This is a genomic window from Sphingomonas sp. BL-S-05, from assembly GCF_055521695.1.
Genome location: NZ_CM145499.1, coordinates 2,170,537 through 2,187,845, shown reverse-complemented (window position 1 = coordinate 2,187,845; position 17,309 = coordinate 2,170,537). Strand labels below are relative to the sequence as shown.

Here is a 17,309-nt window from a genome sequence, read left to right as displayed (position 1 = left end):
ATCGCAAGGGCTGGGGCTTCGGAGGCGGGTGACCGCGCACCGGGGCCTTTTTCGTTAGGCAAGCTCGTCGTCAAGACGAGCCTCTGTTGGAGGAGTGGGTCATGCGCACTGGCGTGATCGCGAAGAAAATGGGAATGACCCGGTTGTTCCAGGACGATGGGCGCCACGTGCCCGTCACGGTCCTGCAACTGGAAGACGTGCAGGTCGTCGCCCGTCGTGAGAAGGATCGTGACGGTTACGTCGCGGTGCAGCTCGGCGCCGGCACCGCCAAGGCGAAGAACGTCGCCAAGCCGCAGCGTGGCCATTTCGGCAAGGCCGAAGTGGCCCCGAAGGCGCGCGTGGTCGAGTTCCGCGTAGCGGAAGACGCGCTGCTCGATGTCGGTGCCACCATCGGTGCCGATCACTATGTCGCCGGCCAGCTGGTCGACGTTTCGGGCCGTACGCAGGGCAAGGGCTTTGCGGGCGCCATGAAGCGTTGGGGCTTCGGTGGTCTGCGCGCCACGCACGGCGTGTCGGTGTCGCACCGTTCGCACGGTTCGACCGGTCAGCGTCAGGATCCGGGCAAGGTCTTCAAGAACAAGAAGATGGCCGGCCACATGGGCGACCGTAACCGCACGCAGCAGAATCTGCAGGTCGTGTCGACCGACGTCGAGCGCGGGCTGATCTTCATCAAGGGTTCGGTTCCCGGTCACAAGGGCACCTGGCTGACGGTCAAGGACGCGGTGAAGGTCGCGCGCCATGCCGACGCGCCGTATCCCGCTGGTCTGAAGAGCGCCAACAGCAACGACGCGGCCGCACCGGCAGCGACCGACGGCCAGGAGGGCTGATCATGAAGGTCAAGGTACAGACCCTCGACGCCGTCGAAAACGGCGATATCGAGCTGAACGATGAGGTGTTCGGCCTCGATCCGCGTGCGGACATTCTGCACCGGGTCGTGACCTGGCAGCTCGAAAAGCGTCGCGGCACCGCTCGCGGCACCCGCGAGCGCGCCGATGTCGCGCGTTCGGGCAAGAAGCTGGGTCGCCAGAAGGGCGGCGGTGTCGCCCGTCACGGCGATCGTCGCGCACCGGTGTTCATCGGCGGCGGTAAGGCGCACGGCGCCCGCGTCCGCGACTTCAACCCGGGCCTGAACAAGAAAGTTCGCGCGCTCGGTCTGAAGATGGCGCTGTCGAGCCATGCCAAGGCGGGTTCGCTGGTCGTCCTGGACGGTCTGGCCGTCGAGAACGGCAAGACCCAGGTCCTGCTCGGCAACCTGTCGAAGCTCGGCTTCGGCAAGACGTCGCTGGTGATCGATGGCGACGCCGTCGAGAACAGCTTCGCGCTGGCCGCCCGCAACCTGCGTCAGGTCAATGTCCTGCCCGCCGGTGGCGCGAACGTCTATGACATCCTGAAGCACGACACGCTGGTGCTGACCCGCGCCGCCGTCGAAAAGCTGGAGGCCCGCTTCAATGGCTAAGCAGCAGCAGGCGATCGACATCCGTCACTATGACGTGGTGCTCGCGCCGCACATCACCGAAAAGTCGACGATGCTCTCCGAGCATAACGCCGTCGTCTTCAAGGTCGCGAATAAGGCGTCGAAGCCGGAGATCAAGGCAGCGGTCGAAGCGCTGTTCAACGTCACCGTCACCGGCGTGAACACGATCGTGACCAAGGGCAAGACCAAGAAGTGGAAGGGCGCGCCCTACACTCGCTCGGACTTCAAGAAGGCGATCGTGACGCTGGCCGAAGGCCAGTCGATCGACATTACCGAGGGGGCCAAGTAACATGGCACTCAAGCAATATAATCCGACCACGCCGTCGCAGCGTGGCCTGGTCCTGATCGACCGTTCGGCGCTGTACAAGGGCCGTCCGGTCAAGGCGCTGACCGAAGGCAAGACCAAGACCGGCGGTCGCAACAACAAGGGCCATGTGACCTCGCGCGGTATCGCCGGCGGTCACAAGCAGCGCTACCGCATCATCGACTTCAAGCGTCGGCTGTGGGACGTCGAAGGCACCGTGGAGCGGATCGAATATGATCCCAACCGCACCGCCTTCATCGCGCTCGTCAACTATGGCGAGACCGAGGGCAAGGCCAACGTCGCCTACATCATCGCGCCGCAGCGTCTGAATGTCGGCGACAAGGTGATCGCCGGCAAGAAGACCGACGTGAAGCCGGGCAACGCGATGGAACTGGGCCAGGTGCCGGTTGGCACGATCGTCCACAATGTCGAGATGAAGCCGGGCAAGGGCGGTCAGATCGCACGTTCGGCCGGCACCTATGTGCAGGTCGTCGGTCGTGACAAGGGCATGGTCATCGTCCGTCTGAACTCGGGTGAGCAGCGCTACATCCACGCCGCCTGCATGGCGACCGTGGGTGCGGTGTCGAACCCCGACAACCAGAACCAGAATTTGGGCAAGGCCGGCCGTAACCGCTGGCTGGGCAAGCGTCCGCTGACCCGCGGCGTCGCCAAGAACCCGGTCGACCACCCGCACGGCGGCGGTGAAGGCCGGACCTCGGGCGGCCGTCATCCGGTCACCCCGTGGGGCAAGCCGACCAAGGGCGCGCGCACGCGGCACAACAAGGCGACGGACAAGATGATCATCCGTAGCCGTCACGCGAAGAAGAAGGGCTAAGCGATGGCTCGTTCCGTATGGAAGGGTCCGTTCGTGGACCTCAATCTGCTGAAGAAGGCGGAAGCGGCGCAGGACGCCGGCACCCGTGCCGGCCCGATCAAGACCTGGTCGCGCCGCTCGACGATTCTCCCGCAGTTCGTCGGCCTGACGTTCAACGTCTATAACGGCCGCAAGTTCGTGCCGGTTTCGGTCAACGAGGAAATGGTCGGCATGAAGCTCGGCGAATTCGCGCCGACGCGCTTCTTCCCCGGCCACGCCGCCGACAAGAAGGGCAAGCGCTGATGAGCAAGCAGGCAGCACCGCGCCGCGTCGGCGAGAAGGAAGCACTGGCGGTCGCGACCCAGGTCCGCGGCTCGGCCCAGAAGCTGAACCTCGTCGCAGCGTTGATCCGTAACAAGAATGCCGGCGATGCGATGAACATCCTGGCGTTCTCGAAGAAGGCGATGGCGGTCGATGTCCGCAAGTGCCTCGCTTCGGCGATCGCGAATGCGGAAAACAATCACAACCTCGACGTCGATGCGCTCGTCGTCAAGGAAGCCTCGGTCGGCAAGTCGATCACGATGAAGCGTTTCGCGACCCGCGGTCGCGGCAAGTCGACGCGCATCCTGAAGCCGTTCAGCCGCGTGCGCATCGTCGTGTCCGAGGTGGAGGAAGCGTAATGGGTCACAAGTCCAATCCCATCGGTCTGCGTCTGCAGATCAACCGCACCTGGGACAGCCGTTGGTACGCCGAAGGCGCCGACTATGGCCGTCTGCTGCTGGAGGATCTCAAGATCCGCCAGTACATCCTCAAGACGCTGCCGCAGGCCGCGATCTCGAAGGTGGTGATCGAACGTCCGGCCAAGCTGTGCCGCATCTCGATCTTCGCTGCCCGTCCGGGTGTGATCATCGGCAAGAAGGGCACCGACATCGAAAAGCTTCGCAAGAAGCTGGGTTCGATGACGTCGTCCGACGTGTCGCTGAACATCGTCGAAATCCGCAAGCCGGAAATCGACGCGAAGCTCGTCGCGCAGGGCATTGCCGACCAGCTAGAGCGTCGTATCGCCTTCCGCCGCGCCATGAAGCGTGCGGTGCAGTCGGCGATGCGCCTGGGTGCCGACGGTATCCGCGTCGCTTGCGGCGGTCGTCTGGGCGGTGCGGAAATCGCCCGTTCGGAAGGCTATCGTGAAGGTCGCGTGCCGCTGCACACGCTGCGTGCGAACCTCGACTATGCAGAGGCCGAAGCGCACACCGCGTACGGCGTCTGCGGCGTCAAGGTCTGGATCTTCAAGGGTGAGATCCTCGGCCATGACCCGATGGCGCAGGACCGGCTGATGATGGAGGCTCAGACCTCCGGCGTGCGCCCCGCGCGCGACGATCACCGCCGCTAAGGATAATTTGAGATGCTGCAACCAAAGCGCACCAAGTTCCGCAAGGCCTTCAAGGGCCGCATCCATGGCGATGCCAAGGGCGGTACGTCGCTGAACTTCGGGTCGTACGGCCTGAAGGCGATGGAGCCGGAGCGGATCACCGCCCGCCAGATCGAAGCGGCTCGCCGCGCGATCACGCGTCACATCAAGCGCCAGGGCCGCCTCTGGATCCGGATTTTCCCGGATCTGCCGGTGTCGTCGAAGCCTGCCGAAGTCCGCATGGGCTCGGGCAAGGGTTCGCCCGAATTCTGGGTCGCCCGCGTCAAGCCGGGTCGCATCCTGTTCGAACTGGACGGCGTGCCCGGTCCGCTCGCCGCGGAAGCGTTCTCGCGCGCCGCGATGAAGCTGCCGATCGCGGTCAAGGTCGTTGCCCGTCTGGGCGACACCTCGCACCTGGAGGGTTGAAAATGACGAAGGCAACCGATCTTCGCGCCAAGAGCGACGACCAGCTGGTCGAGGAACTGTCGAGCCTGAAGCGTGAGGCGTTCAACCTCCGCTTCCAGGCGGCGACCAGCCAGCTGGAAAAGCCGACCCGCGTGAAGGAAGTCCGTCGCGACATCGCGCGGATCAAGACGCTGCAGGGCGAGCGTTCGCGCTCGGCCGACAAGTAAGGACGAGAGACATGCCGAAGCGCGTGCTGACCGGGATGATCGTCTCGGACAAGACCGACAAGACGGTGGTGGTCAAGGTGGAGCGGAAGGTCAAGCACCCGCTCTATGGCAAGATCATCCGCCGTTCGAAGAAGTATCATGCCCATGACGAGGGCAATGAGTATCGCGAAGGCGAGACCGTGCGCATCGAAGAGACCGCGCCGATCTCGAAGCTGAAGACCTGGAAGGTGATCGAGCGGGTGAATACCCACGCGACGCCGGCGGAAGTCGCAGCCGAGGCGTAAGCCTTGGGGGTGGGGCAGTTGAACGCCCCATTCCCGTAGACGTCATCCCAGCGTAGGCTGGGATCTCCTTCCACGGGAGCGCGCTCTCGTGGATCGATGCCCCAGCCTACGCTGGGGCGACGGCATACGGGAATGGCAGGGACGATCACTGTCCCATCCCACCCAATTCCGGGGTCGGACCCGGATGTGACGAACATTCGCGGAGAGGCGCTTGCCTTTTCGCCATGGGGCGGTTAATGGGCCGCTCCCCCCGGCGCGGTATGCCCGCAGCCGGGGGTTCATTTTTAGCAGGCGGGGTCCGGTCGGAATCGGCCCCATAGGGTAAGGAATCGCATCCATGATTCAGATGCAATCCAATCTCGACGTCGCGGACAATAGCGGCGCGAAGCGGGTGCAGTGCATCAAGGTGCTGGGCGGCTCGAAGCGCCGCACGGCCGGCGTCGGCGATGTCATCGTCGTCAGCATCAAGGAAGCCGCTCCGCGCGGCCGCGTGAAGAAGGGTGACGTGCATCGCGCCGTCATCGTTCGCACCGCCAAGGACATCCGTCGCACCGACGGTTCGGTGATCCGCTTCGACGGCAATGCCGCGGTGCTGGTCAACAAGAACGAGGAGCCGATCGGCACCCGTATCTTTGGCCCGGTGGTCCGCGAGCTGCGCTCGAAAGGCTTCATGAAGATCATCTCGCTCGCCCCTGAGGTGCTGTAATGGCTGCTGCCAAGATCAAGAAGGGCGACACCGTGATCGTCCTGTCGGGCAAGGACAAGGGCAAGACCGGCCAGGTCACCCAGTCGATGCCGAAGGACGGCAAGGTCGTCGTTGCCGGCGTGAACATCGCCGTGCGCCACAAGAAGCCGAACCAGGCCGACCCGCAGGGCGGGCTGGTGCGCTCGGAAGCGCCGCTGCACGTCAGCAAGGTCGCGCATGTCGTCGACGGCAAGCCGAGCCGCGTGCGCTTCGAAGTGCGTGACGGCAAGAAGGTCCGGGTCGCCGTGAAGGGCGGGGAGGTCATCAATGGCTGATAAGTACACGCCGCGCATGAAGTCGATCTATGACGATCGCATCGTGAAGGCGATGACCGAGAAGTTCGGTTACAAGAACGCGCTCGAAGTGCCCCGGATCGAAAAGATCGTCCTGAACATGGGCGTGGGCGAAGCGACGCAGGACAAGAAGAAGGTCGAGCAGGCCAGTTCCGAAATGGAACTGATCGCGGGCCAGAAGCCTGTCGTCACCAAGGCGAAGAAGTCGATCGCGCAGTTCAAGCTGCGTGAAGGCATGGCGATCGGCTGCAAGGTCACGCTGCGCCGCGAGCGGATGTACGAATTCCTCGATCGCTTCATCACCATCGCGCTCCCCCGCGTCCGCGACTTCCGTGGCCTGAACCCGAAGTCGTTCGACGGCCGTGGCAACTATGCCTGCGGCATCAAGGAACAGATCGTGTTCCCCGAAATCAACTATGACCGCATCGACAAGGTGCGCGGCATGGATGTGATCGTGACCACCACCGCCAAGACCGACGACGAAGCTCGCGAGCTTCTGCGTCTGTTCGGCTTCCCCTTCCCGCAGGAAGCGGAAGTCGAAGAAAAGAAGGCGGCCTAATCCGGTCCGCCCCCGGTCACGGGGGCGGCCGTTCGCTTTAACGAAGAGAGCTTAAGTCCATGGCGAAACTGAGTTCCGTGAACAAGAACGAGCGCCGTCGCGCGCTCGTCAAGAAGTTCGCACCCAAATATGCGAAGCTGAAGGCGATCGCAGCCGACCAGTCGCTCGACGAAACCGAGCGTCTGATCGCGCGGCTGAAGATGGCCGAGATTCCCCGCAACGGGAATCCGACCCGCATCCGCAACCGTTGCGAGCTGACGGGTCGTCCCCGCGGCTATTATCGCAAGTTCCGTCTCGCCCGCGTCATGCTGCGTGAACTGGCCAATAAGGGCCTGATCCCCGGCGTCACGAAGTCGAGCTGGTAAGGAACACAGCAATGGCATTGACCGATCCCCTGGGTGACATGCTCACCCGCATCCGCAACGGCCAGCGCGCGCGCAAGGACTCGGTCCTGACGCCTGCCAGCAAGTTGCGGGCCCGTGTCCTCGACGTGCTGCAGCGCGAGGGCTATATCCGTGGCTACAGCGAAGAGCAGATGGGCCCCGCGGCCGGCATCCGCATCGAGCTGAAGTATTTCGAAGGCCAGCCGGCGATCAAGCACGTCGCGCGCGTCTCGAAGCCCGGCCGCCGCGTCTATTCGGGTTCGCAGGAACTGCCGAAGGTCCGCAACGGCCTTGGCATCACCATCGTCTCGACGCCGCGTGGCGTTCTGTCCGACGCCGAAGCGCGCGAACAGAATGTCGGTGGCGAAGTGCTCGCGGAGGTCTTCTGATGAGCCGCATCGGTAAGAAGGCAGTCCCGGTTCCGGCCGGCGTGACCGCCAACATCGCAGGGCGCGAACTGAGCGTTAAGGGCCCGAAGGGCACGTTGACGCTGCCGCTGGCCGACGACATCGCCTATGCCGTCGAAGGCGATACCATCTCGGTGCAGCCGGCCAACGACACCAAGCGTGCTCGCGCGTTCTGGGGCATGCAGCGTACGCTCGTGCAGAACCTGATCACCGGCGTGACCACCGGCTTCACCAAGAAGCTGCTGATCACCGGCGTCGGCTATCGCGCCGCGGCCCAGGGCAAGAACCTGAAGCTGCAGCTCGGCTACAGCCACGACGTCAACATCGACGTGCCGGAAGGCATCGAGATCAAGACGCCCGATCAGACCACGATCGAAATCAGCGGGATCGACAAGCAGAAGGTCGGTCAGATCGCTGCCGAGATCCGTCGTTGGCGTAAGCCCGAGCCGTACAAGGGCAAGGGCATCAAGTACGACGGCGAGTTCATCTTCCGCAAGGAAGGGAAGAAGAAGTAATGACCAAGGGTCTCTCCCTCTTCGAGAAGCGCCGTCGGCGCAATCGCACCGCGCTGAAGGCGCGTTCGGGCGGCCGTGCGCGGCTGTCGATCCATCGTTCGGGCAAGCACATCTATGCCCAGGTCATCGACGACGCGGCGGGTCACACCGTTGCGGCCGCATCGACCCTGGAAAAGGACGTGCGGGGCACCTCGGGCGCGAACATCGATGCCGCCAAGGGCGTCGGTACCCGCGTTGCGGAAGCGGCGAAGGCCGCCGGCGTGACGCAGGTCGTGTTCGACCGTGGCGGCTTCCTGTTCCACGGCCGCGTCAAGGCGCTGGCCGAGGCCGCCCGCGAAGCCGGATTGGAGTTCTAAGACATGGCTGACGAAAACAATCAGGCCGAAGCGCCCGCCGTCGAAGCGACGGGTGGCGAGCAGCCGCAGGGCCGCGGGCCCCGTGGTGGCCGTGGTCGTGGCGGCCCCGGCGGCGACAACCGTGGCCGTGGCGGCCGTGACGGCAACCGTGGCCGTCGTGACGATCGTCGCGGCGCCGAGGATGGTGGCGAAGAGCTGATCGAAAAGCTCGTGCACATCAACCGCGTGTCGAAGACCGTGAAGGGCGGCAAGCGCTTCGGTTTCGCGGCGCTGGTCGTCGTCGGCGACGGCAAGGGTCGCGTCGGTTTCGGACATGGCAAGGCGCGCGAAGTGCCGGAAGCCATTTCGAAGGCGACGGCCGCTGCCAAGAAGGCGATGGTCCGCGTTCCGCTGCGCGACGGTCGCACGCTGCACCATGACGGCAACGGCCACTTCGGTGCTGGCCGCGTGACGCTGCGTTCGGCTCCGGCCGGTACCGGCATCATCGCCGGCGGTCCGATGCGCGCCATCTTCGAATCGCTCGGCGTTGCCGATGTCGTGACGAAGTCGGTCGGCACGTCGAACCCGTACAACATGATCCGCGCGACCTTCGAGGCGCTGAACGACCAGTCGTCGCCGAAGGCGGTGGCACAGCGTCGCGGCAAGAAGATCGCCGACCTGCTGGGTCGCGGTGGATCGCAGACCGCCGAGGCTGATGCCGCGGCGATCGTGGAGTAACGAGCGATGGCAACCGTCAAGATCACCCAGACCGGGTCGCCGATCCGCCGGACCAAGGATCAGCGCGCGACGCTGATCGGTCTCGGCCTCAACAAGATGCACAAGACCGTGGAACTGACCGACACCCCCGAGGTGCGCGGCATGATCCGCAAGGTGCAGCACATGGTTTCGGTCGAAGGCTGAGGCCTTCCACCTTTACCGGTGACAAAGATGGGGAAGGGGGCTAAGCGGCCCCCTTCCTCTTTTCTCAAGCGCGAACATAGCGAAAGCGAGTGCAACACATGAAACTCAACGAAATCCGCGACAATGAAGGCGCCCGCAAGAGCAAGATGCGCGTCGGACGCGGCATCGGCTCGGGGAAGGGCAAGACCGCCGGTCGCGGCCAGAAGGGCCAGAAGAGCCGTGAAGGCGTGTCGATCGCCGGGTTCGAGGGCGGCCAGATGCCGCTCCACATGCGGATCCCGAAGCGCGGCTTCAACAACATCTTCGCCAAGGATTATGCCGAAGTGAATCTCGGCGCGATCCAGAAGGCGGTCGACGCCGGCAAGATCGAGGCCGGTGCCACGCTGGACCATGCTGCGCTGAAGGCCGCGAACCTTGCCCGTGGTGGCAAGGACGGGGTGCGTCTGCTCGGCAAGGGCGAGCTGACGGCCAAGCTGACCTTCACCGTCGCCGGTGCGTCGAAGTCGGCGATCGAAGCGGTCGAAAAGGCCGGTGGTTCGGTGTCGGTGATCGAAGTCGTGCCCGCGCACGAAAAGGCCGCTGCGAAGAAGGGCAAGACGCTCGCCGCCAAGAAGGCTGCGCACGCGTAAACCCGCTTCCGTTTGGTTCGAGTAGCGGTGGAGCCTGTCGAGAGCGCGAGTCGAGAACGCGGTTCCGCTGGGCGGGAGTTCTCGACGGACTCTTCTCGACCGCGCTCGAAGCTGCTCGAACCGAACGGTTTCCTAGGGGGTGAGCATGCTCCCCCTTAGACATCCCGGCAGCAACCCCTATATGGTCGCCCGGGGGGTGGGCTGACGGCCCGCCAGCATCATTCGGGACATATCCATGGCAGCCGCCTCAGACGGTCTTGCGACCAATCTCAATCTGTCGAAATTCGGCCAGGCGACCGAACTCAAAAAGCGCCTGTGGTTTACGCTCGGTGCGCTCATCGTGTTCCGCATGCTGAGCTATGTGCCGCTGCCGGGCATCGACCCGACCCAGCTCGGCCTGCTCGCCAACCAGACGCAGGGCGGCGTCCTCGACTTCTTCAACACCTTTTCGGGCGGTGCGCTGACGCGTATGTCGGTCGTCGCGCTGGGCGTCATGCCCTATATCACCGCGTCGATCGTCGTGCAGCTCGCCACCTCGCTCAGCCCGCAGCTCGCCGCCATCAAGAAGGAAGGCGAATCGGGCCGCAAGAAGCTGAACCAATATACCCGCTACGGCACGGTCGCACTGACCGCGATTCAGGGCTATACCATCGCCGTCGGGCTGGAGGCGTTCGGCGCTTCGGCCGGCGCGCAGGCGGTGATCGAACCGGGCATGACCTTCCGCATCGCGGCGGTCATCTCGCTGATCGGCGGCACCATGTTCCTGATGTGGCTGGGCGAACAGATCACCAGCCGCGGTATCGGCAACGGCATCTCGCTCATCATCATGGCCGGTATCGTCGCGCATCTGCCGACGACGTTGCTGCAGCTGTTCGAAGGCAGCCGTTCGGGCACGATGAATCCGCTGACGCTGATCGGCATCATCGCCGCCGTCGCTGGCCTCGTCCTGTTCATCTGCTTCATGGAGCGCGCGCAGCGCCGCATCCTGATCCAGTATCCCAAGCGTCAGACCGCGCGCGGGGTACAGGCCGATCGCAGCCACCTGCCGCTCAAGATCAACACCGCGGGCGTCATCCCGCCGATCTTCGCCTCCTCGCTGCTGCTGATGCCGGTGACGATCACCCAGTTCGCCGGGCAGGCGACGGCGGGCGAGAGCCGCTGGGGCGATTTCATCATCACGCTGAACCAGTATCTGGCGCATGGCCAGCCGCTCTACATGCTGCTGTACGGCGCGGGCATCGTGTTCTTCTCGTTCTTCTACACCGCGATCGTCTTCAATCCCGAGGAGACCGCGGACAATCTGAAGCGCTATGGCGGGTTCATTCCCGGCATTCGCCCGGGCAAGAATACCGAGAACTATTTCGACTATGTCCTGACCCGGATCACGGTGATCGGCGCGGCCTATCTGGTCATCATCTGCCTGTTGCCCGAATATCTGGTTTCGGCACTGTCGATTCCCTTCTATCTCGGCGGGACGAGCCTGCTCATCGTGGTCAACGTCACGATGGACACGGTAACGCAGATTCAGTCGCACTTGCTGGCCCACCAGTATGGCGATCTCATCAAGAAGGCGAAGCTCAAGGGCGGACGCCTGCGCGGCTGAGCGCAACAGGACTAAAGGGGCAGCAATGGACATCATCCTTCTCGGACCGCCGGGGGCAGGCAAGGGCACGCAGGCAGCGCGCCTCGAGTTGACCCGCGGCATGGTCCAGCTGTCGACCGGCGATATGCTGCGCGCGGCGGTAAAGGCCGGCAGCCCGGTCGGTCTTCAGGCGAAGGCGGTGATGGACGCCGGTGAACTGGTATCCGACGCGATCGTATCGGCGCTGATCGGCGAACGGCTCGACCAGCTGGGCGACCAGGGTGCGATTTTTGACGGCTATCCGCGTACCGCCGCGCAGGCCGACGCGCTCGACCTCCTGCTCGAACATCGCGGTCGCCAACTCACCCATGTGATCGAACTGGTCGTCGACGAGGACGCGCTGGTCGAACGCATCGTCGGACGCTTCACCTGCGCGAATTGCGGGGCGGGCTATCACGACCGGTTCAAGCAGCCGCTCGTTGCCGGGGTCTGCGACGCTTGCGGCTCGACCGAGTTCAAGCGCCGGCCCGACGACAACGAAGCCACGGTGCGGACCCGTATGGTTGAATATCGGGCCAAGACCGCGCCGATCCTGCCCCTCTACGAATCGCGCGGGATCGTCCACCGCGTCGACGGCATGGCCGATATGGACGACGTGACCGCGCAGATCGGCGCTATTCTCGGGAAATAGGGGAATGTCGGGGCTTCGGTCCCCCCGACACATTACTATCGTCACCCCCAGCGCAGGCTGGGGTCTCTCGGTTGGCAGGCGTGTCAACTGCCCCATTGAGACCCCAGCCTGCGCTGGGGTGACGCATAATGGAGCGGGTGCCCTAGTACCCCGGTCCACGCCGCAATCGGAATTTGGTTCCCGGCGCCGGTTGACACTGCCCGAATCGGTCCTTATCAGCACAACACCCCGACATACCGGTTTACGGCGGCGCTTCCGCGCGTTCGCCGCGATCGTGCGTTATGGGGCGCAACGCTACGAGATGAGGGGCCGCTGCCATGCGGTGCCTCGTGGAGCTGGGAGAATTTAGTTCATGGCACGTATCGCGGGTGTTAATATCCCGACCAACAAGCGCGTCGTCATCGCGCTGCAGTATATTCACGGCATCGGCCCGGCCAAGGCCAAGGAACTTACCGATCAGCTCGGCATCACCGCCGAACGTCGCGTGCAGGACCTGAGCGACCAGGAAGTGCTGCAGATCCGCGAAGCGATCGACGCGAACCACACCGTGGAAGGCGATCTGCGTCGCCAGACCGCGATGAACATCAAGCGTCTGATGGACCTCGCCTGCTATCGCGGCCTGCGTCACCGCAAAGGCCTGCCGGTCCGCGGCCAGCGCACGCACACCAACGCGCGCACCCGCAAGGGCAAGGCGAAGCCGATCGCGGGTAAGAAGAAGTAAAAAACAGTCCGGGGGACTGTTTTTAACTTCTTCTCCGTCGGAGACAGGTAAGAGGCAGACTGCCTCCCGATCTCCGTACCACGCACGATACTCAGGTCAGGATTACCAACAATGGCACGTGAACCGCAGCGCCTTCGCCGTCGCGAGCGCAAGAACATCACCGCCGGCGTCGCGCATGTGAACGCCAGCTTCAACAACACCATGATCACCATCACCGACGCGCAGGGCAACGCGATCTCGTGGTCGTCGGCCGGCATGATGGGCTTCAAGGGCTCGCGCAAGTCGACGCCCTATGCCGCGCAGGTCGCTGCCGAGGATGCCGGCCGCAAGGCTGCCGATCACGGCGTGCGTACGCTCGAAGTCGAAGTGAAGGGCCCGGGTTCGGGTCGTGAATCGGCGCTGCGCGCGCTGCAGGCGGTCGGTTTCCAGATCACGTCGATCCGCGACGTGACCTCGATCCCGCACAACGGCGTGCGTCCGTCGAAGCGTCGCCGCGTCTGATCCGTGCCTGCCGCCTCGCCGGGTTCGTCCGGCGGGGCCGTTCTTTCATGGCGCGGACCCGTCCTTTCCGCGCCGCCAAGCTAGGGGAAGCCCGTGTCCGTCAACGCTAAGAACTGGCAGGAACTCAAGAAGCCGAGCGGCCTCGAGAAGAAGCCGGGCGGCGATCCCAAGCGCCGTTCGACCTTCGTCGCGGAACCGCTCGAGCGTGGGTTCGGCCTGACTCTCGGCAACGCGCTGCGCCGCGTGCTGCTGTCGTCGCTGCAGGGCGCCGCCGTTACCTCGATCAAGATCGAGAATGTCCTTCACGAATTCTCCAGCCTTGCCGGCGTCCGCGAGGACGTGACCGACATGGTGCTGAACGTGAAGCAGATCGCACTGAAGATGCAGGGCGAAGGCCCGAAGCGTCTGCAGCTGTCCGTCACCGGCCCGGCCGAAGTGAAGGCCGGCGACATTGCCGTCACCGGTGATATCGAGGTGATGAACCCGGATCTGGTCCTGTGCCACCTGGACGACGGCGCGACGCTCAACATGGAACTGACCGCCGATGTCGGTAAGGGCTATGTGCCCGCCGCCGGCAACCGTCCGGCCGATGCGCCGATCGGTCTGATCCCGGTCGACGCGCTGTATTCGCCGGTCCGTCAGGTTAGCTACAAGGTCGAGAACACCCGCGTCGGGCAGGAACTCGATTACGACAAGCTGACGCTGACCGTCGAAACCGATGGCACTGTGACCCCGGAAGACGCGCTCGCCTATGCCGGTCGCATCCTTCAGGATCAGCTTGCGCTGTTCGTCCACTTCGACGATTCGGCTTTGCCGCGCGCGGCCGTCGTCGGCACGCAGGTGGCAGCGCCGCAGAGCGAAGGTCAGGGCGATACCGCGCAGATCAATCGCTATCTGCTCAAGAAGGTCGACGAGCTCGAACTGTCGGTCCGCTCGGCCAACTGCCTTAAGAACGACAACATCATCTATATCGGCGATCTGGTCCAGAAGACCGAGGCCGAGATGCTGCGCACCCCGAATTTCGGTCGCAAGTCGCTGAACGAAATCAAGGAAGTGCTGTCGTCGATGGGCCTTCGCCTCGGCATGGACATCCCCGGATGGCCGCCCGAGAACATCGAAGAGATGGCGAAGAAGCTTGAACAGGAAATAATGGGGTGAGGCCGAGCCGCACCGGAGTAGCGCAAGCTAGTCCGGAGGCGGCGACAGCCCGGCCGGCGAGCTTTCAGCTCGTCCGACGACATGGGCTTTGCCCATGTCGGGCCACCCAAACGAACACGCGGCAAGTGTGAACTTAGTGAACTTTGCCGCGAACAGGCGAACCGGTGGCGGCCTCTAACAGCCACCTGCTCTGGGGTACCGTGACACGGCCCCTTAACGAACGAAGGAACTACCCATGCGTCATCGCGTCGGCGGCCGTAAGCTGCAGCGTACCTCGGCCCATCGTGCGGCCCTGTTCCGCAACATGTCGGCCGCGCTCATCAAGCATGAGCAGATCACCACCACCGTCGCCAAGGCGAAGGAACTGCGTCCCTACGTCGAAAAGCTGATCACGCTGGCGAAGAAGGGCGGTCTCTCGAACCGTCGTCTGGCCCATGCCCGTCTGCTCGACGATGCGCAGCTGACCAAGCTGTTCGACGTGCTGGCGACCCGCTATGCCGATCGGAACGGCGGCTATACCCGCATCATCAAGGCCGGTATCCGCGCGTCGGATGCCTCGCCGATGGCGATCATCGAATTCGTCGACCGCGACGTATCGGCGAAGGGCCAGGATTCGGGTCCGGTGCTGAGCGAAGAGGATTTCGACGAAGCCGCCTGATCGGTGTTTCGGTCGAGTGACAGGGAGGGGCGGTCGTACTGCGGTACGGCCGCCCTTTTTCGTTTGCTCGCGTAACATTGTATCGCGGGGTTGCGCGGGACGAAGCAGGGCCTATCGTAGTCGGTAACACCGGATACCGGTCCGGCCGCCTGCCCATGGAGCAACGATGTACCGCCATGCCCTTGTCGCGATTGCCTGCCTGATGACCAGCACGACCGCCCTTGCCCAGAGCATCGCCTATCCGCAGACCCGCACCGTCGATCAGGTCGACGAACAATTCGGGGTGAAGGTCGCCGATCCCTATCGCTGGCTCGAAAACGACGTCCGCAACGATCCGGAGGTGGCGGCATGGGTCGCGGCGCAGAACAAGGTGACCGACGCCTATCTGGCGACGCTGCCGGGCCGCGATATCTTCAAGCAGCGGCTGACAAAGCTGTTCGACTATGAGCGGTTCGGCGTGCCGGCGCGCGAGGGCGGTCGCTATTTCTACAGCCGCAACTCGGGACTCCAGAACCAGTCGGTGCTCTACGTCCGCGACAGCCTGAACGGGCAGGGGCGGGTGTTGATCGATCCCAATGGCTGGTCGAAGGACGGCGCGACCGCGCTTGCCGAATGGGCGCCGTCGAAGGACGGCAAGCGGCTGCTCTATTCGATCCAGGATGGCGGCAGCGACTGGCGCAAGCTGCGCGTGTTGGACGTCGATACCGGCAAGACGCTCGACGATCAGATCGACTGGGTCAAATACGGCCTGACCGCGTCATGGGTGAAGGACGGATCGGGCTTCTACTATGCCCGCTTCCCGACCCCGGAAAAGGGGCAGGAATTCCAGAGCCAGAACCTGAATGCGCAGGTCTATTTCCATAAGCTCGGCACGCCGCAAAGCGCCGATCGGTTGATCTACGAACGGCCCGACCAGCCGCGCTATACCTTCTACCCGGGCATCACCGACGATGGCCGCTGGCTGGTCATCTCGACCAGCGGCCCCGGCGATCATACCGAGATCGCGGTCCTCGACCTCACCAAGCCGAACGACAAGCCGCGGACGATCGTCAATACCGACAATGTCGACTGGTCGACGATCGGATCGAAGGACAGTACGCTGTACCTGACGACCACGCAGGGCGCACCGCGGCTGCGCATCGTCACGCTCGACATGGCGGCTGCGAACCCGACGCCGAAGGAAGTGGTGGCCGAAGACAAGGCGGTGCTGAACGGTGCCTCGCTGGTCGGCGGGCGGATCATGGCCGCCTATTTGGTCGATGCGAAGACCGAGGTGAAGCGCTTCACGCTCGACGGCAAGCCCGATGGCAGCATCGCGCTCCCCGGCATCGGCACGGTCGGCGGCGTCGGTGGCGAACTCGACAACAACGAAGGCTTCTTCGCCTTTTCGAGCTTCGCCACCCCGACCACCATCTATCGCTACGACGTCGCGACCCGCGCGGTCACGCCTTGGGCCAGCCCGAAGGTCGCCTTCGATCCGGCGCAGTATGACGTCCGCCAGCGCTTCTATGCGTCGAAGGACGGGACCCGGGTCCCGATGTTCATCGTCAAGCGCAAGGACGTGAAGGGGCCGGCGCCGACGCTGCTCTATGCCTATGGCGGGTTCAACGTGCCGATCCTGCCGGGCTTCTCGGCCGGCCGCATCGCGTGGCTGGAACAGGGCGGGGTGCTCGCCGTCGCCAACATCCGTGGCGGCAGTGAATATGGCAAGGAATGGCATGACGGCGGCAAGCTGCTGAACAAGCAGAATGTGTTCGACGACTTCATCGCCGCCGGCGAAGACCTGATCGCGCAAGGGATCACGTCGAAGGGACAGTTGGCAATTCAGGGCGGTTCGAATGGCGGCTTGCTGGTCGGCGCGGTCGTCAACCAGCGGCCCGACCTCTTCGCCGCCGCCCTGCCGGCGGTCGGCGTGATGGACATGCTGCGCTTCGACCGCTTCACCGCCGGGCGCTACTGGGTCGACGATTACGGCGTGCCCGCCAAGGAAGCCGATTTCCGCAATCTGCTCAGCTACTCGCCCTATCACAACGTCAAGGCGGGCGTGACCTATCCGGCGATCCTCGCCACCACCGCCGACACCGACGACCGCGTCGTGCCGGGCCATACCTTCAAATATACCGCGATGATCCAGTCGAAGGATTTGGGACCGAAGCCGCATCTGGTGCGCATCGAAACGCGCGCCGGCCACGGATCGGGCAAGCCGACCGACAAGGTGATCGAGGAAACCGCCGATCTGTGGGCGTTCATCGCCAAATGGACCGGCATGCAAGTGAAGCCGATCGGGTAAGGTTC

At 64.2% G+C, this 17,309-nt stretch carries 27 protein-coding genes; all 27 read left to right on the top strand.

The window, feature by feature from the left end; translation table 11 throughout:
• Window positions 1–101 precede the first annotated feature (101 nt).
• The 27 genes from rplC (at window position 102) to ACZ1JS_RS10155 (ending at window position 17,304) form a co-directional block, all read left to right on the top strand.
• Window positions 102–827, top strand: coding sequence for a 50S ribosomal protein L3 (rplC, locus tag ACZ1JS_RS10285; protein WP_465165983.1), 726 nt, complete (start codon window positions 102–104; stop codon window positions 825–827).
• A 2-nt stretch (window positions 828–829) separates the two neighbouring features.
• Complete coding sequence (rplD, locus tag ACZ1JS_RS10280; protein WP_465165982.1) at window positions 830–1,456, top strand: 50S ribosomal protein L4; 627 nt, start codon at window positions 830–832, stop codon at window positions 1,454–1,456.
• Window positions 1,449–1,763, top strand: coding sequence for a 50S ribosomal protein L23 (locus ACZ1JS_RS10275; protein ID WP_242116020.1), 315 nt, complete (start codon window positions 1,449–1,451; stop codon window positions 1,761–1,763). The genes rplD and ACZ1JS_RS10275 overlap by 8 nt, the downstream gene beginning before the upstream one ends.
• A 1-nt stretch (window position 1,764) precedes the next feature.
• A complete protein-coding gene (gene rplB, locus ACZ1JS_RS10270; protein WP_465165981.1) occupies window positions 1,765–2,613 on the top strand; it encodes a 50S ribosomal protein L2 in 849 nt (282 codons plus the stop codon).
• A gap of 3 nt (window positions 2,614–2,616) precedes the next feature.
• Complete coding sequence (gene rpsS, locus ACZ1JS_RS10265; protein ID WP_440488006.1) at window positions 2,617–2,895, top strand: 30S ribosomal protein S19; 279 nt, start codon at window positions 2,617–2,619, stop codon at window positions 2,893–2,895.
• On the top strand, window positions 2,895–3,272 hold the full coding sequence (gene rplV / locus ACZ1JS_RS10260) for a 50S ribosomal protein L22 (protein ID WP_110152895.1): 378 nt from the start codon (window positions 2,895–2,897) through the stop codon (window positions 3,270–3,272). The genes rpsS and rplV overlap by 1 nt, the downstream gene beginning before the upstream one ends.
• Window positions 3,272–3,982 carry a 30S ribosomal protein S3 gene (gene rpsC, locus ACZ1JS_RS10255; RefSeq protein WP_465165980.1) on the top strand — a complete coding sequence of 237 codons (711 nt, stop codon included), beginning with the start codon at window positions 3,272–3,274 and terminating at the stop codon, window positions 3,980–3,982. The genes rplV and rpsC overlap by 1 nt, the downstream gene beginning before the upstream one ends.
• Window positions 3,983–3,994: 12 nt before the next feature.
• Window positions 3,995–4,426 carry a 50S ribosomal protein L16 gene (rplP, locus tag ACZ1JS_RS10250; protein WP_055790394.1) on the top strand — a complete coding sequence of 144 codons (432 nt, stop codon included), beginning with the start codon at window positions 3,995–3,997 and terminating at the stop codon, window positions 4,424–4,426.
• Between the two features lie 2 nt (window positions 4,427–4,428).
• On the top strand, window positions 4,429–4,632 hold the full coding sequence (rpmC, locus tag ACZ1JS_RS10245; protein ID WP_056456258.1) for a 50S ribosomal protein L29: 204 nt from the start codon (window positions 4,429–4,431) through the stop codon (window positions 4,630–4,632).
• Between the two features lie 11 nt (window positions 4,633–4,643).
• Window positions 4,644–4,916: a 30S ribosomal protein S17 gene (rpsQ, locus tag ACZ1JS_RS10240; RefSeq protein WP_055763313.1), complete on the top strand. Its 273-nt coding sequence runs from the start codon at window positions 4,644–4,646 to the stop codon at window positions 4,914–4,916.
• A 337-nt stretch (window positions 4,917–5,253) separates the two neighbouring features.
• On the top strand, window positions 5,254–5,622 hold the full coding sequence (gene rplN / locus ACZ1JS_RS10235) for a 50S ribosomal protein L14 (protein WP_055996097.1): 369 nt from the start codon (window positions 5,254–5,256) through the stop codon (window positions 5,620–5,622).
• On the top strand, window positions 5,622–5,936 hold the full coding sequence (gene rplX, locus ACZ1JS_RS10230) for a 50S ribosomal protein L24 (protein ID WP_345876539.1): 315 nt from the start codon (window positions 5,622–5,624) through the stop codon (window positions 5,934–5,936). The genes rplN and rplX overlap by 1 nt, the downstream gene beginning before the upstream one ends.
• A complete protein-coding gene (gene rplE / locus ACZ1JS_RS10225) occupies window positions 5,929–6,513 on the top strand; it encodes a 50S ribosomal protein L5 (protein ID WP_465165979.1) in 585 nt (194 codons plus the stop codon). Before rplX ends, rplE begins: the two co-directional genes overlap by 8 nt.
• 59 nt (window positions 6,514–6,572) lie before the next feature.
• Window positions 6,573–6,878 carry a 30S ribosomal protein S14 gene (gene rpsN / locus ACZ1JS_RS10220; protein WP_055756896.1) on the top strand — a complete coding sequence of 102 codons (306 nt, stop codon included), beginning with the start codon at window positions 6,573–6,575 and terminating at the stop codon, window positions 6,876–6,878.
• Between the two features lie 11 nt (window positions 6,879–6,889).
• Window positions 6,890–7,285 carry a 30S ribosomal protein S8 gene (gene rpsH / locus ACZ1JS_RS10215; RefSeq protein WP_033921102.1) on the top strand — a complete coding sequence of 132 codons (396 nt, stop codon included), beginning with the start codon at window positions 6,890–6,892 and terminating at the stop codon, window positions 7,283–7,285.
• Complete coding sequence (gene rplF / locus ACZ1JS_RS10210; RefSeq protein WP_055763327.1) at window positions 7,285–7,818, top strand: 50S ribosomal protein L6; 534 nt, start codon at window positions 7,285–7,287, stop codon at window positions 7,816–7,818. Before rpsH ends, rplF begins: the two co-directional genes overlap by 1 nt.
• Window positions 7,818–8,174, top strand: coding sequence for a 50S ribosomal protein L18 (rplR, locus tag ACZ1JS_RS10205; RefSeq protein WP_056456253.1), 357 nt, complete (start codon window positions 7,818–7,820; stop codon window positions 8,172–8,174). Before rplF ends, rplR begins: the two co-directional genes overlap by 1 nt.
• Window positions 8,175–8,177: 3 nt before the next feature.
• A complete protein-coding gene (gene rpsE / locus ACZ1JS_RS10200) occupies window positions 8,178–8,891 on the top strand; it encodes a 30S ribosomal protein S5 (RefSeq protein ID WP_242116026.1) in 714 nt (237 codons plus the stop codon).
• Window positions 8,892–8,897: 6 nt separating this feature from the next.
• A complete protein-coding gene (gene rpmD, locus ACZ1JS_RS10195) occupies window positions 8,898–9,074 on the top strand; it encodes a 50S ribosomal protein L30 (protein ID WP_055790366.1) in 177 nt (58 codons plus the stop codon).
• A 98-nt stretch (window positions 9,075–9,172) separates the two neighbouring features.
• Complete coding sequence (gene rplO, locus ACZ1JS_RS10190; RefSeq protein ID WP_345876542.1) at window positions 9,173–9,703, top strand: 50S ribosomal protein L15; 531 nt, start codon at window positions 9,173–9,175, stop codon at window positions 9,701–9,703.
• A gap of 235 nt (window positions 9,704–9,938) precedes the next feature.
• Window positions 9,939–11,306 (top strand): preprotein translocase subunit SecY, encoded by a 1,368-nt coding sequence (gene secY, locus ACZ1JS_RS10185; protein ID WP_242116028.1) that lies wholly within the window; start codon window positions 9,939–9,941, stop codon window positions 11,304–11,306.
• Window positions 11,307–11,331: 25 nt separating this feature from the next.
• Entirely contained in the window at window positions 11,332–11,976 is a 645-nt protein-coding gene (locus tag ACZ1JS_RS10180) for an adenylate kinase (RefSeq protein WP_465165978.1), read from the top strand.
• A gap of 352 nt (window positions 11,977–12,328) precedes the next feature.
• Window positions 12,329–12,697, top strand: coding sequence for a 30S ribosomal protein S13 (gene rpsM, locus ACZ1JS_RS10175; RefSeq protein WP_242116030.1), 369 nt, complete (start codon window positions 12,329–12,331; stop codon window positions 12,695–12,697).
• 111 nt (window positions 12,698–12,808) lie between these two features.
• The gene (gene rpsK / locus ACZ1JS_RS10170; RefSeq protein ID WP_055763349.1) at window positions 12,809–13,198 is read left to right on the top strand and encodes a 30S ribosomal protein S11; all 390 of its coding nucleotides are present in this window, start codon (window positions 12,809–12,811) and stop codon (window positions 13,196–13,198) included.
• Window positions 13,199–13,291: 93 nt separating this feature from the next.
• Window positions 13,292–14,356: a DNA-directed RNA polymerase subunit alpha gene (locus ACZ1JS_RS10165; RefSeq protein ID WP_242116031.1), complete on the top strand. Its 1,065-nt coding sequence runs from the start codon at window positions 13,292–13,294 to the stop codon at window positions 14,354–14,356.
• Between the two features lie 235 nt (window positions 14,357–14,591).
• Window positions 14,592–15,014, top strand: coding sequence for a 50S ribosomal protein L17 (gene rplQ / locus ACZ1JS_RS10160; RefSeq protein WP_242116032.1), 423 nt, complete (start codon window positions 14,592–14,594; stop codon window positions 15,012–15,014).
• Window positions 15,015–15,216: 202 nt separating this feature from the next.
• The gene (locus ACZ1JS_RS10155; protein ID WP_465165977.1) at window positions 15,217–17,304 is read left to right on the top strand and encodes a prolyl oligopeptidase family serine peptidase; all 2,088 of its coding nucleotides are present in this window, start codon (window positions 15,217–15,219) and stop codon (window positions 17,302–17,304) included.
• Window positions 17,305–17,309: the final 5 nt, after the last annotated feature.

Coding starts and splice junctions, on each gene's coding strand:
- rplF (WP_055763327.1), top strand. CDS start 7,285: ATGAGCCGCATCGGTAAGAAGGCAGTCCCGGTTCCGGCCGGCGTGACC.
- rplX (WP_345876539.1), top strand. CDS start 5,622: ATGGCTGCTGCCAAGATCAAGAAGGGCGACACCGTGATCGTCCTGTCG.
- rplV (WP_110152895.1), top strand. CDS start 2,895: ATGAGCAAGCAGGCAGCACCGCGCCGCGTCGGCGAGAAGGAAGCACTG.
- rplP (WP_055790394.1), top strand. CDS start 3,995: ATGCTGCAACCAAAGCGCACCAAGTTCCGCAAGGCCTTCAAGGGCCGC.
- rpsM (WP_242116030.1), top strand. CDS start 12,329: ATGGCACGTATCGCGGGTGTTAATATCCCGACCAACAAGCGCGTCGTC.
- ACZ1JS_RS10180 (WP_465165978.1), top strand. CDS start 11,332: ATGGACATCATCCTTCTCGGACCGCCGGGGGCAGGCAAGGGCACGCAG.
- rpsH (WP_033921102.1), top strand. CDS start 6,890: ATGGCATTGACCGATCCCCTGGGTGACATGCTCACCCGCATCCGCAAC.
- rpsK (WP_055763349.1), top strand. CDS start 12,809: ATGGCACGTGAACCGCAGCGCCTTCGCCGTCGCGAGCGCAAGAACATC.
- rplN (WP_055996097.1), top strand. CDS start 5,254: ATGATTCAGATGCAATCCAATCTCGACGTCGCGGACAATAGCGGCGCG.
- rpsN (WP_055756896.1), top strand. CDS start 6,573: ATGGCGAAACTGAGTTCCGTGAACAAGAACGAGCGCCGTCGCGCGCTC.
- rplE (WP_465165979.1), top strand. CDS start 5,929: ATGGCTGATAAGTACACGCCGCGCATGAAGTCGATCTATGACGATCGC.
- ACZ1JS_RS10275 (WP_242116020.1), top strand. CDS start 1,449: ATGGCTAAGCAGCAGCAGGCGATCGACATCCGTCACTATGACGTGGTG.
- rpsC (WP_465165980.1), top strand. CDS start 3,272: ATGGGTCACAAGTCCAATCCCATCGGTCTGCGTCTGCAGATCAACCGC.
- rplB (WP_465165981.1), top strand. CDS start 1,765: ATGGCACTCAAGCAATATAATCCGACCACGCCGTCGCAGCGTGGCCTG.
- rplR (WP_056456253.1), top strand. CDS start 7,818: ATGACCAAGGGTCTCTCCCTCTTCGAGAAGCGCCGTCGGCGCAATCGC.
- rpsQ (WP_055763313.1), top strand. CDS start 4,644: ATGCCGAAGCGCGTGCTGACCGGGATGATCGTCTCGGACAAGACCGAC.
- rpsE (WP_242116026.1), top strand. CDS start 8,178: ATGGCTGACGAAAACAATCAGGCCGAAGCGCCCGCCGTCGAAGCGACG.
- rplQ (WP_242116032.1), top strand. CDS start 14,592: ATGCGTCATCGCGTCGGCGGCCGTAAGCTGCAGCGTACCTCGGCCCAT.
- ACZ1JS_RS10155 (WP_465165977.1), top strand. CDS start 15,217: ATGACCAGCACGACCGCCCTTGCCCAGAGCATCGCCTATCCGCAGACC.
- rplD (WP_465165982.1), top strand. CDS start 830: ATGAAGGTCAAGGTACAGACCCTCGACGCCGTCGAAAACGGCGATATC.
- rpmD (WP_055790366.1), top strand. CDS start 8,898: ATGGCAACCGTCAAGATCACCCAGACCGGGTCGCCGATCCGCCGGACC.
- rplC (WP_465165983.1), top strand. CDS start 102: ATGCGCACTGGCGTGATCGCGAAGAAAATGGGAATGACCCGGTTGTTC.
- rpmC (WP_056456258.1), top strand. CDS start 4,429: ATGACGAAGGCAACCGATCTTCGCGCCAAGAGCGACGACCAGCTGGTC.
- rplO (WP_345876542.1), top strand. CDS start 9,173: ATGAAACTCAACGAAATCCGCGACAATGAAGGCGCCCGCAAGAGCAAG.
- rpsS (WP_440488006.1), top strand. CDS start 2,617: ATGGCTCGTTCCGTATGGAAGGGTCCGTTCGTGGACCTCAATCTGCTG.
- secY (WP_242116028.1), top strand. CDS start 9,939: ATGGCAGCCGCCTCAGACGGTCTTGCGACCAATCTCAATCTGTCGAAA.